The 12197-nt window shown below is 62.5% G+C and carries 12 protein-coding genes; 8 read left to right on the forward strand and 4 right to left on the reverse strand.

All coding sequences use genetic code 11. The annotated features are described in order from the left end of the window. Positions 1 to 39 precede the first annotated feature (39 nt). From CPI83_RS28345 to CPI83_RS28360, 4 genes are read left to right on the forward strand one after another with little or no spacing between them, the layout of a single operon-like run. Positions 40 to 852: a hypothetical protein gene (locus CPI83_RS28345; protein WP_097388072.1), complete on the forward strand. Its 813-nt coding sequence runs from the start codon at positions 40 to 42 to the stop codon at positions 850 to 852. After that, entirely contained in the window at positions 849 to 2276 is a 1428-nt protein-coding gene (locus CPI83_RS28350; protein WP_097388073.1) for a CocE/NonD family hydrolase, read from the forward strand. The genes CPI83_RS28345 and CPI83_RS28350 overlap by 4 nt, the downstream gene beginning before the upstream one ends. Beyond that, the gene (locus CPI83_RS28355; protein WP_097388074.1) at positions 2269 to 3609 is read left to right on the forward strand and encodes a YcaO-like family protein; all 1341 of its coding nucleotides are present in this window, start codon (positions 2269 to 2271) and stop codon (positions 3607 to 3609) included. The genes CPI83_RS28350 and CPI83_RS28355 overlap by 8 nt, the downstream gene beginning before the upstream one ends. After that, positions 3606 to 4898: a YcaO-like family protein gene (locus tag CPI83_RS28360; protein ID WP_097388075.1), complete on the forward strand. Its 1293-nt coding sequence runs from the start codon at positions 3606 to 3608 to the stop codon at positions 4896 to 4898. Before CPI83_RS28355 ends, CPI83_RS28360 begins: the two co-directional genes overlap by 4 nt. Here the strand turns inward: CPI83_RS28360 and CPI83_RS28365 are convergent. Beyond that, positions 4845 to 5816, reverse strand: a complete 972-nt coding sequence (locus CPI83_RS28365; protein WP_097388076.1) for a sugar nucleotide-binding protein — start codon at positions 5814 to 5816, stop codon at positions 4845 to 4847. The genes CPI83_RS28360 and CPI83_RS28365 overlap by 54 nt on opposite strands. Positions 5817 to 5867: 51 nt before the next feature. On the opposite strand from CPI83_RS28365, the gene CPI83_RS28370 reads away from it, so the two are divergent. Further along, complete coding sequence (locus tag CPI83_RS28370; protein ID WP_019746303.1) at positions 5868 to 6494, forward strand: TetR/AcrR family transcriptional regulator; 627 nt, start codon at positions 5868 to 5870, stop codon at positions 6492 to 6494. A gap of 6 nt (positions 6495 to 6500) precedes the next feature. Here the strand turns inward: CPI83_RS28370 and CPI83_RS28375 are convergent, their stop codons facing one another. The 3 genes from CPI83_RS28375 to CPI83_RS28385 all read right to left on the reverse strand — a co-directional run bounded on the left by CPI83_RS28375 (position 6501) and on the right by CPI83_RS28385 (position 8836). Continuing rightward, positions 6501 to 6941 (reverse strand): PAS domain-containing protein, encoded by a 441-nt coding sequence (locus tag CPI83_RS28375; RefSeq protein WP_003943598.1) that lies wholly within the window; start codon positions 6939 to 6941, stop codon positions 6501 to 6503. Positions 6942 to 7052: 111 nt separating this feature from the next. After that, positions 7053 to 7793 (reverse strand): ABC transporter ATP-binding protein, encoded by a 741-nt coding sequence (locus CPI83_RS28380; RefSeq protein ID WP_097388077.1) that lies wholly within the window; start codon positions 7791 to 7793, stop codon positions 7053 to 7055. Further along, complete coding sequence (locus tag CPI83_RS28385) at positions 7790 to 8836, reverse strand: ABC transporter permease (protein ID WP_198586329.1); 1047 nt, start codon at positions 8834 to 8836, stop codon at positions 7790 to 7792. The genes CPI83_RS28380 and CPI83_RS28385 overlap by 4 nt, the downstream gene beginning before the upstream one ends. A 114-nt stretch (positions 8837 to 8950) precedes the next feature. On the opposite strand from CPI83_RS28385, the gene CPI83_RS28390 reads away from it, so the two are divergent. The 3 genes from CPI83_RS28390 to CPI83_RS28400 all read left to right on the forward strand — a co-directional run bounded on the left by CPI83_RS28390 (position 8951) and on the right by CPI83_RS28400 (position 12098). Further along, positions 8951 to 10153: a sensor histidine kinase gene (locus CPI83_RS28390; protein ID WP_021332670.1), complete on the forward strand. Its 1203-nt coding sequence runs from the start codon at positions 8951 to 8953 to the stop codon at positions 10151 to 10153. After that, positions 10150 to 10767: a response regulator transcription factor gene (locus tag CPI83_RS28395; RefSeq protein ID WP_019746299.1), complete on the forward strand. Its 618-nt coding sequence runs from the start codon at positions 10150 to 10152 to the stop codon at positions 10765 to 10767. The genes CPI83_RS28390 and CPI83_RS28395 overlap by 4 nt, the downstream gene beginning before the upstream one ends. A 92-nt stretch (positions 10768 to 10859) precedes the next feature. Beyond that, entirely contained in the window at positions 10860 to 12098 is a 1239-nt protein-coding gene (locus tag CPI83_RS28400) for an HNH endonuclease signature motif containing protein (RefSeq protein ID WP_097388079.1), read from the forward strand. The last annotated feature ends 99 nt before the right edge of the window (positions 12099 to 12197 follow it).

The raw sequence follows: 12197 nt of genomic DNA on the forward strand, positions 1-12197 counted from the left end.
CATCCGACTCGTCGGGTGCGGGCACCGACAAGGAGATCCGTGTACGCCCTCGCCGACGGACACCAGCTGTATCCGACCACGGACGGTGCTTGGCATTACCTGACACCGGACGAGAACGCGGTCACGATCGGCGCGCCGGCCGAAGACCTCGCGGAACTCGACAACTTTCTCAGGCGCTCTGGTTCGGTGCTCGGCCCGGGAGCTATCGAGATCGCCGACGCCCTCGTCTCTCGCGGCGTGCTGGTTGTTCCAGGTCAAGTGCCAGAGATTCCGGTCCCACAGCGTGTGCTGATGGACGGGGTCGGACCCGTTGCCGATGCCTGCATCGCTCTGCTCTCCAAGGCGCTTCCGGACCTCGAGGTCGTATCCACCACTGCGCCAATCGAAGACGACGTTGCGTCGTCGGACCTCGTACTGTCGGTTGCCGACGCTCCTCCTCACGACGCGTGGTCGGAACTCGATACCTGGTGCCGCCACAGCCGAACTCCGTGGCAACGCGTCCACGCGGAACTGGGTGAGATCTGCATCGGTCCCTTCTTCGACGGCATCGACAGCGCGAGCTACCGGGACGTCTGCGGTCGACGCCTTGCCGCGTCACGTGTACCGGATCACCTGCTGGCGCTGTGGAACCACCTCGCCGACAGCGAACGTCGTCCGCTTAAACTTTCACCCACCGCAGCCGCAATGGTCAGTGCACTTGCATGTTCGGACGTCGTGGCTAGTTCTTACGGCGCACCGCAATCACACCTTCACCACCAGATCCGGATGAATCCACGAACCCTGATGATGACTCGCCATCCCGTGCTACCTCTGCCGGGCGGCGTTCTCGAGCCTTCGCCGACGCTCCGGTGATCTCACTCGGAGTGAAGATCCCGGCGGCAGACGGTTCTTCGCTGGCTACGGATGTGCTTCTCCCAGATTCTTCACCGCGGGGACTGATCGTGATCCGCACCCCGTACGGACGCGGGTGGCATCTGGCCGAGGGGCTCGAATGGCGATCGCGAGGAATTGCATTCATCTGTCAGGACGTACGTGGACGGCACGATTCCACCGGATCTTGGGAACCCTACGTCCACGAGCGCGAGGACGGTGCCGCCCTTGCCGAGTGGCTGCAGGATCAGCCGTGGACACCGGAGTGCGTCATCGCAAGCGGGGCTTCGTATGCGGCCGGAACTGCGTGGGCGTTTGCTGCCGAGACCAACGGCGCCGATCGGGCATTTCGTGCTCGCGGCGTCGTCTCCAAAGTGCCGACCATCGGAAGCGACCGCGTCAAACGTGATCCCTCGGGGATACTTCTCCTCGCCGAGCATCTGGCGTGGTGGGGCGAGCACGGAGATTCGTCTTCCTCTCGTGAGGGTTTCATCCCTGCCCTGATGCGCTCGGATTCGTCTTTGCTGGAACATCTCCCGGTGCAGTCGATGATCGAGGAGGTTGGCCTGACCTCCGATTCACCGGGCTGGTTGACGCCGATCCGTCGCGCTCGTGAGCGCGAAGACTTCGGTGGCGATGATCTGGTGTCCGCGGACGAACTCTCCGAACTCGACGTCGCCGGGCTGCACATCGGTGGTTGGGACGATGCGATGATTCGGGAGACACTGCGGCACTTCACGTCCGTGGGGCGCGGGCCGCAGAGTTTGATCGTGGGCCCCTGGGCGCACGACCTCCGCCCTGGAATGGTCGGCGAGACAAGTTTCGGCCGCCTTCAGGTCGAGTGGATGGAATCGATATTCTCGGCGCGGCCCGTGACCATCAATCGGGTATTCGACCGGGGTGCCGGCGATTGGTCGACCGAACCGTATGTCACGGGTGCGAATCGCGTTCGTCTCGAACCAGACCCGAGGACGGCGCCTTTCAACTTCACGCACCCCGCAGACGAGGGCCGAAACGACTGTGTTGTCTGGACTTTCGACATGGAGGTCGAGTGTGTGCTGTCGGGAATGCCTTCGGTGGAGTTGACAGTGCATTCGCCCGAGGGCGAAGCTGACTGGATCGTCGAGCTGAGCATCGTCGATAGCGCCGGAGTCACCAGGTCGATCGCTCGTGGGGCCGGCGTCAGCCTGCAGCCGACGATGGTGACAATCGATCTGGATCCCGTGCTGCACACTGTGCGCGCGGGTGATGTCTTGACGCTGCGGATCGCCGGCTCGGATTTCCCCCGCCTCGCACGCAATCTCGGAGACGGTGATCGCTATCGAGGAACACGCAGTACCGCACTGCACCAATCATTTTCCGGGTCGTTGACCCTGCCGATACTCGGAGGAACTGCCGGTGGATGACTTGCTGGTCGACGCCCGAAGCGGCGTGCTGACCTCACTGGAACCACACATTCGCTCGGACATGCCGACGGGCTGGGTCGGTTGGTCCGCGAGGGTGGCCGACACCAGAAACTTCGGCGGCAGCGGTTCACTGTTTCGCGCGGACCCTTACGGATTCGGGGCTTCGATACGCGACGACGCAGCAGCTCGCGGTGCTGCAACCGGTGAGGCTGTCGAAAGATATTGCGGCAACGTAGTCCCCGAAGATCTGATCCGCAGCAGTGCGTCAGCGCTGGAACTGGCAGGCTCACGGGTCGTCGATCCCGCGAAATTTGCTTTGTACAGCGAGGATCAGTACCGCCTTCCCGGATTCCCCTTTGTTCCCTTCACATCGGCTCTGGAAATCCGCTGGGCGCTGGGTCACACCATGGACGATAAAGTACCCACCTATGTGCCAGCCGCCCTGACCTATCTCGGGTACTACACCGGCACCCGTCGCGGCGAACCACCGATCGCGTCGTTGCAGTACGCCGGGATCGCCGCGGGACGCTCACGCGACGAGGCCGAGATGTCTGCTCTGCTGGAACTTCTCGAACGCGATGCCACCGCACTGTGGTGGTGCGGGGACCGGTCACAGCCGGCAATCGAGCTCGCCGACTGGGAGCGGTTACCTGCGCACCGCCAACTCGGGGATCTGGAGAGCCAGACCCGCAGCGTTCGAGTGCTTCTGCTTCCCTCCCCCTTCGGCATTCCCGTCGCCGCGGTGTGGATCCGGGATGACCGACGTGGATTGGTCGCGCTGGGCACAGCTTGTCGACCAACGGTGGAGGCGGCAGTCTCGAAGGCGCTTGTCGAGGCGTACGCCGTACTTGCCATCACGATCGACCTCGCCGACCCCGACGGGCCGACCTGGCGCAGCGTGGCGGACGGAACGCTGCCGGCGCACCTGTACAAACCCTTTCGGGCCGACCGTCGTTACCGGGACGAGTTCGATGCGCAGTGGAAGGACGTCGTCGATCTGCCGACCGTCGCCCAGCTGTATCTCGACCCCGTGATGGCGCACCTTGCGGAAGAGCACCTCTTCGATTACACCGAAACACGCTCGGTATCAGAGGTTCCCGACGAAGATCCTGTGAATCTTGCTTCTCTGGTAGTCCTTCTGACGTCTCGAGGGTACCAACCGATTTCCGTCGATCTCACTACTCGCGACATCTCGATTGCCGGGTTACACGTCGTCCGTGTCCTCTCGCCCGGTCTGTACAACAATGCCCCGGCGGCTTTTCCCCTTCTTGGAGGTAGCAGATTGACCAGCGCATCGACCACCCATCTGCATCTGCCGGTCCCTCTCGCATGAGGTCTTTGCTCGTCGACCGCCGAACTGGGATCATTCGAGAGTTGGTCGACGCCGTTGTTCCCCAGCACTTTCCGCCGGAGTTCAAGCTGATTCACTCGTATGTCTGCGATTCGGCACGCTTTTCACCCTGGTCCAGCGACTCGGCGGGTGCCGGATACTGCTTCGATCTAGGTGACCGTGCGCGGCCTACCGCAGCTGCGATAGGCGAAGCGGTGGAACGATATTGCGGGAACATCGTCGCCAAACCGATCGTCCGCGGGTCGGCCGATGCATTGATCGGAGCAAGCATCGACCTGTCACAACTCGCGTGTTTCGACGCCGCCCAGTACGCGCGGCCACAGTTCCCGTTCGTCGAACCAACCGACGATCTCGAGTTGGACTGGACTCGCGGAGTCGACCTGATCACGGGTTCGGATATCTGGGTACCGGCCGAACTCGTCTGGGGTTCGTATCCTCATTTCGTCGCCCGGACGGGTCCGGCGATCTCTCCAGTAGCGCAGGCGGGTCTCGCCGCCGGTCCCACGACGGAATTCGCGATACGGAATGCATTGCACGAGATAGTCGAGCGCGACGCGATGACGCTTTCCTGGACCGGAAGACGCGGCGTTCGGATAGTCACCGGCATCCCCGAGGTGCTTCGCCGCCTGGGCAATCACGGCAGCCTCTCGACCAGGTGGTTGTCATTCGACAGCGATTTCGGCATCCCGGTGCTCGGCGCCCTCGTCCACGACCGACTCACCGGATACTCGACCATGGGTACCGCCTGCCACGAAGAAGCGCAGACGGCTGCTTTCAAGTCGCTCGGCGAAGCGCTTCAGCTGCAACTGCTTTCCGCCGACTACGACGACCCGGAGAGCGGCATCGGTCTAGCCGCGACCTCCCCGACCAGCCCGCTTGCGCCGTGGCGAGCCGACCGACACTACGCGGACGTCTACCGATCGGACTTCGCCGACGTCATGGACTACGGATGCCACTTGCAGCTCCACCTGGACCCGGAGATCCAAGCACGATTCGAGAGTGAGCTGGCAGATGCCGTCGTCGGCGAGGTGGATACCGACTCTCTGACGTCACCCATCGACACCGAAAGCGCACTGACAGGTTCGGGTTTCAGGCCGGCATGGGTCGATCTGACCACAACTGATGTTCTCCGCGCCGGCCTGCGCGTCGTCCGCGTCGTCGTTCCCGGTTGTCTCACCAATGCGGCCGCCGGATTGCCGTTTCTCGGCTCGCCCCGACTAGTCGACGGTCTTGCCGGACGTCCGCCTCGTACCATCCCATTGCCGCACTGACAGTTCCGGAACTGCCAGTTGTAACGACTCTGCGGTCTCCACCGCGTGAAACCAAGTCGGCTTCGAGATTGCACTGTCTCGAATCACCTGCACGGCACGCGCGGCGATGGTTGCCGTCGCGGCCGACTGGCTACGCCCCGAAACCCACAGCGCCGGGCCGGTATCCGTTCGTGCCATCGCAACCCAACGATCCGAGCCCCACAGCTTCTTCGGCACTACCTTCTGGAGGGCGGGCGCCCACGTCATGGCCGCAAGCCCGAGCGTCGCGGTGGACGTGTCCAATCGCAGGTACGTTCTGACCGGAACACCAAGGTCGCGCGTCAACGCATGTTGGTCCGAAAAGTCTGCCCGCACAGCAGGACCGGATCGGTACCCGGTCGCGTCCGCCGGCATCCGAAACGTCTTCATCCCGGTGTAGTTCCGGATCGATCGCCCGTCGGGATCGGGAAACCTCGTCCCCAACATCCCGTACGTCCACGCCGTCGCGGCCGGTCCGTGTAGTTCTCCGCCGCCGAGGCCGATCACGATGTCCACGGGTCCGTCGCCGAGTCGATGCGCCTCGGCGGCAAGGACACTGGTCAATCCAGGTGCCAATCCGACGCCCATCAGGACGGGTCCGTCGACCGCTTCCAGTTCTTCGCAGTAGTTCGAGGTTGCCGTGACGTCGACGAATGCCGCCCCACTGCGTACCGCTTCTTCTGCCAAGCGAACATCCTCGAAACCCGAGGCATTCACCACGACATCGAAGTCTCGAACCGCAGCCGAATACGCGCCTGGTTCTTTAAGATCAACGACGACGTCCGCGCGGGCACGATCGCGCCCGGCGGAGTACGCGGAGATTTCGGGGACCTTCGCGAGTTGTTTCATCAGGGGAATCCCGACGGCACCGTAGCCACCGAGTACAAGAACCTTCGTCATTATTTCGCCTCCCGAGTCGCTAGAGTTCGACTCTAGAGTTAGACTCTAATCATGACTGAGGTACTTCGGGAAGACACGTCGGCGCGGCGCAAGATCATCGAGGCAGCGCGTGAAGTTTTTGTCGATCCCGGCTACGCGGCCGCCACGATCAAACAGCTTGCCGCGGCGGCGGGCGTGTCGGTGCAGAGTGTCTATTTTGTGTTCGGCAACAAGCCGAGCGTGCTGTCAGCACTGCTCGACGTGGCCGTTGCGGGCGACGAGGAAAAGACGGCAACTCTCGACCGTCCGTGGGTGGCGGCGGCACTGGGCGCCCCACATCCACTCGGGCAACTCCGGATTCAGGTTCACCACGGACGGCTCATTCTGGAGCGCACCGCGGACATACTGTTGGCCCTGCGGGCCGCTGCTTCCGCGGACGAGGACGCCGCCCGCCTTTGGCAAATCAACCGCACTCAGCGACGCACGGTGCAGGAACATCTGATGGTCGGCATCGTCGAAAAAGCGCCAACCGTCGACCTCGAAACAGCCGTGAACGTCGCACTCACGCTGCTCAGTCCCGAGACGTACACAGACCTCGTGGTCGGAGCGGGTTGGACCGGCCAAAAGTACGAAGAATGGGTGGTCAACACCCTTGCCGCCACCCTGGGCCTGGACCGAACCGTCAAATCCCGGAAGTAGCTGGGACTACTTGGTGGGCTTGTCGTCGATGTGCCGTGGGTTGTTCCACAGGCGTTCCGTCAGATCGTGAAGGACGGCGAGGGTGATCGTGTCGTCGTCCCGTCGGAGCAGAGACTGACTGACCGTCGCGCGCACCAATGTGCTGTCCGAGTGCACGAACTCCTTGACCGAGCCCGGCTCGGAGCTCAGTTCACGATGAGCCTGCTCGGCACTGACGTCGTCGGCATCCTTGTCGTAGAGAATGTCCTGCAAACGCAACGCCGAGACGGCCTTCTTGGGATATCCCAGCATGTCAGCGAAGGACGGGTTGGCAAAAACGATGCTGCCGTCGCGGTGAACGGCCATAACCGGCACCGGAAGCCTGTCGAGGAGAATCAGAGCAGGCATCTGCTCCAGATCCGCAATCGGCGATTGTGGCGGCTGCGCAACATTGCGGCGGCGTTCCATAACACGTCCTCTCAAGTTGCCCGAGTCGACAACAGTCTAACTGCCCAGCAAATCGCGGGTTGACTTCCCGCCCGGATGCAGTGACGAATGCCCGAATCGTGCCCGCCTGAGTTACGCCGCGAGCGCCTCCTGGTCCTCCGCCAAGGAACCGTCAACAACACGATAGACAGTATCCATCCGAGACAGGTGACTTCGGTCGTGTGTCACGAGAAGGGTTGCCGCCTCGTGTTCCCGCACCACCCCGATGATCAGATCCATGACAGCGGCACCGCGCTCCTGATCGAGCGCGCTGGTGGGCTCGTCGACCACCAGAAGCTGCGGATCGTTCATCAATGCTCGCGCGAGATTGACGCGCTGTCGCTGCCCACCCGACAGCTGAGACGGCCGTTTTCCGCACTGATCCGCGAGCCCGACAGCGTCCAGCAAATCCATCGCTTTTGATTTCACGGCTTTGCGACGGGTCCGTGACGTGAAAACGGACTGCCCCAGATGCGCCATCACCTCGAGCTGTTCCAGAGCCGTCAGCGACGACACGAGGTTGGACTGCTGGAAGACGATTCCGATCGACGAGCGTCGCAGCTCCGACGCCGCCCGCCGACTCAGCGCCGCGATGTCGGTGCTGCCTTCCGGCGTCCGGAGATAGACGTGCCCGGAATCCGGACGGATCAGGGTCGACGCCACCGCCAACAGGCTGGACTTGCCCGAACCCGAAGGTCCGGTGATCGCGGCGATCTCGCCGCGGTGCAGTCGCAGAGACACGTCGTCCAGCGCCGTCACCCGCGATTGCCCGTCGGGAAACGTCAGATCGACGTTCTGGATGTCGAGAACTGTGGTGCCGGTTGTCATGGTCATCGTGCGCTCCCCAATGCTGTGAGTGGATCGGTGGTCGAGAGGAATCGAAGTGCAAAGGCCGCGCCGAGCAGGCCGAGTCCGATCAATGCCACGGCAGGTACGACGGTGGTCGATGCGTCCAGGACAAACGGCATGGCGTCACCGATCAGCGAGCCGGCCACGGCCGTCAGCCCGATTCCGACGGTGACGCCGGCAATCAGGACGATGAGCGCCTGGCCCAGAGCGTCGCGCACCAGAGAACCGGTGGTCGCGCCGAGCGCTTTCAACGTCGCGATATCCGGGGTTCGCTGGATCGTCCACACCGTGAAGAACGCACCGATCACCAGGGCCGAGATCGCGAACAACATGAGCGTCATCAGCGTCAACGACCCGTTTTCCGACTTGTACGAACCGATCGCGTCGAGCGAACCGCTGACCGTCGTCGACGTCGTCACGGCTGACTTGTCCGTTGCGGAAGCGTCAAAGGCTCCGGTGACGGCCAGTACTGTCGCAACTCCGCCGCGTGGATTGGCCTCCTGCCAGTCACCGAGCGTCATCCAGACGACGGGCGAATGGCTGTACCAGTCGTCACCGCGAACGTCGCTGACGGTGAACTGCTGCGTACCGACGCTCACCTGATCGCCGGCGCCCGCCCCCAGATCGCGGGCGGCACCTTCGCTCAACACCACCGTGCCTGACGCCGACGGCGTCACGTCACCGAAACCGCCGTCAGCACCGAACAGGGCCACCGACTTCTGATTTCCGTCGGCCAATCCTGCCTTCCCGCGGCCGATTCCGATGGGATCGACATCCTTCGCGGCCCCGGCCCAGGCGTTGACCTGGTCCTGTGTGAGCGCCGACTCGTCGAACGACGCCCCAGCTCCGGTGTCTGCAAACACCACCGTGTCGGCATTCATGGCCTCGATGGCCGACACGTTCTGATGGCGAAGTCCTGCAGTCAACCCGCTGAGAAAACTGACCAGAAGTGCAACCAACAGAACCACGACGGAGATCAGCGCGAAACGACCTCGCGCTGCCCGTAAGTCCCTCATTGCGACAAACACTGTGAATTCCTTTCCTGTGCTTGCCTCTACGCTCTCGCGGATGCAGACTCTTTCCATCGCACCTCGGATCGACATTCCAGCGCTCGAAAGAACCATCCCGGTTTACAACTTTTGATGGATGAACCAGGCCCGAACCTCGCTAAGCTGGGCGAGATGCACCGATCTCCGCTCACGCCTGTCTTCGCCGGCCTACAACTGGGCCTGCATGTCCTTGTCATGGCGCTGGCCGGTGTGGTGTTTCTTCGAGCGCTGATCGACGAATCCGACCTGACCGCAACAATCATCGCGTTGGCCGTGATCTTTGTTGCCGTCTATCTTTTCGGGGTTGCCAAAAGGCTGCGCGGCAACGCTGCCCGCTGGTGGCTGGCCGTGCTGACCCTCGTCTGGATCGCAACGATGGCGGTATCCGCCGACGCCGCCTACCTCGCGTTCGGACTCTTCTTCCTCTATCTCCATATTCTGCGGCGCCCCTGGAGCCTGCTGGCCGTCACCGCGGCGACGGCCGTCGCCGTGATCGGCACCGGATTGCATCGTGGGTGGACGGTGGCCGGCGCCGTCGGTCCGATCATCGGCGCCGCCGTAGCCGTTGCTATCGGTCTCGGATATCAGGCGCTGTACCGGGAGGCAGCCGAGCGCGGTCGTCTCATCGACGAATTGATGAACACCCGTGAAGAATTGGCGTCGACGTCTCGCGATGCCGGAAAATTCGCCGAACGTGAAAGGCTCGCAGCCGAGATCCACGACACCGTGGCCCAAGGACTTTCGAGCATCCAGATGCTCCTTCACGCTGCCGAACGCGCCGATCCGGAGAGCCCGGCCATCCGGCAGATCAGCCTCGCACGGGAAACCGCAGCGGACAGTCTTGCCGAAACCCGCCAACTCATCGCCGAATTGACACCTGCGGCCCTGGACGGTCAGTCGCTCGCAGATGCGCTTCGTCGAATCTGTGAACGCGCGAGCAGTCCTGAACTGGAAGCGCGATCCGTGGTCGAAGGTGAGGCAATCCGGCTGCCGATGCCTCTCGAAGCAACACTGGTGCGCATCGCCCAGGGTGCGGTGTCCAATGTTCTCCGCCACGCGGATGCAACCAGAATGGCTGTGACACTGACGTATTCCGACAACACCGTCAGCCTCGACGTGGTCGACAACGGCCGCGGCTTCGACGTGGAAGTTCTCGAACGTGGACCGGCGGAATCTTTTGGCCTCAACGCAATTCGACGACGCGTCGAACTGCAGGGCGGAACGTTCTCCATCGAGTCGGAGCCGGGACACACGGCCGTCGCGGTGACGTTTCCCCTCGATGTCGGTGAACAGTGATCCGCCTGCTGCTCGCCGACGATCACGCGATCGTGCGCGCCGGGCTGCGAGCGCTGCTCGAAAGCGAATCCGACATCGAGGTGGTCGGCGAAGCAGGGACCGCCGAGGAAGCCATAGCCTTCTGCGCCACCACGCCGGTCGACCTCGTGCTCATGGACCTGCGGTTCGGGCCAGGCAAGACCGGGGTCGACGCCACCCGCGCGGTATGCGCGCTGCCGAATCCGCCGCACGTACTCGTTGTGACCAACTACGACACGGACGCGGATATCTTGAGCGCCGTCGAAGCCGGAGCCAGCGGCTATCTACTCAAGGACACACCCCCGGTCGAGTTGCTGTCGGCCGTCCGCGCCGCTGCGAGCGGGGACAGCGTTCTCTCCCCTGCCATCGCGTCGAAGCTCATGACTCGGGTACGCAAACCCGAAACCAGCCTTAGTCCAAGGGAAATCGAAGTGCTGAAGTTGGTGGCGGCGGGTCGATCCAACCGAGAGATCGGTAAAGAACTTTTCCTGAGCGAGACCACGGTCAAATCGCATCTGGTCCACATCTTCGGCAAGTTGGGCGTGAAGTCGCGGACGTCGGCGGTAGCTCGTGCGCGGGAGCTGGGTTCGATCTGACGTTTGTCCGAATTGTCGAAAGTAGCTGGACAGCAGTAATTTTCGCTTGTAATTCTCTTGTGTTCGAAACTCTGTTCGAATATGATTGCTGCATGGACAGTCGGGATGCGTGGCAACTGGATGGTGAGGACCTCAAGAGTGAGGTTTTCGATCTGGTGCGCGCCCGGCACGAGTTGCAGTCGCGGATGGTGTTGCTGATCGTGGAGATGTTTTCCCGTGAGGTTCTCGGCGGGAAGGGTTTTCGGGCGATCGCACAGTGGTTGCACGGGTCGACGAATTTGGAGATCGGTGAGTGCAGTCTGCTGGTCGGGTTGGCGCGGTTGTTGATGCTCGAACCTGTGGTCGGCGATGCGTTTCATCGTGGTGATGTTGATGCGTTGAAAGCCCGTCAGGTGGCGTCGTTTTGTCAGCATCCGCCCAAGAACATGACCCTGGCGGATGTGGACAAGGCCCGGGGGATTCTGTTGGGTCTGGCGTCGAAGAACATTGCCGATTGTGATGCGGTGCGGGCGGCGATCCGGCGGATCGAGAAGCAGTACGGCAAACGCGAGGATGGTGTTCCGGACGGGGAAGATTCGGAGCGGAATGAGTTCTACGCCTCGAAAGGCCTGTACGGCAGAGTAACTGTGAAGGGTGATCTGGATGCTGTGAACGGGGCCCGTCTGATCACCTTGTTGTCGAGGCTGTCGGCGCCGACGCCGGAGAAAGACGGCGTCAAGGACACCCGCACGCCTGCTTTACGGCGTGCGGACGGGTTCTGCGAACTGTTGCGCCGGTACGAGCGGGCGGGGTTGGGTCCGATCGAGGGCGGCGTGAAACCACACATCACGGTCACCGCATCGGCGAAAGACATGACGGACCTTAAAGTTCTGAAAGACCTCCTGCCGTCCACCGATGAACTGGGATTTGCGTGGACGGATTGGGTGGGCCCGATCAGCATCGACACTGCACGGATGCTGGCGTGCGACTGCACCGTCACCCGAATCTTGTTGGATGAGAATGGTGTTCCGCTCGACTGCGGTAAGGAAGCGAGAACGGCAACGGTTCCGCAGCGGCGGGCGTTGGCGGTTCGTGATGGTGGGTGTGCGTTTCCGGGGTGTGGGACTCCGTCGGGGTGGTGCGATGCTCACCATATTGTTCACTGGAATGATGGTGGCCCAACAGATCTCGACAATCTGATCTTGTTGTGCGGTCATCACCACCGGACGCTGCACCACACCGAGTGGCGTGTCGAGGTCGGCCCGGATCGGAAGACGGTGTTCTATCCACCGATGTCCGTTGACCCGTATCAACATCCGATCGGTGGGAACAGCCCACCGACAGCCGCCTGAACGGGCATAACTGAAAATGCCAGCGTATGCACCGGGGAATAACCATGCCTCGGGGCATACGCTGGCGTTTTCAGCTGCTTTCGATGTCCGTCTTGCGAC

This window comes from Rhodococcus sp. H-CA8f (assembly GCF_002501585.1).
Classification (GTDB): Bacteria; Actinomycetota; Actinomycetes; order Mycobacteriales; family Mycobacteriaceae; genus Rhodococcus_F; species Rhodococcus_F erythropolis.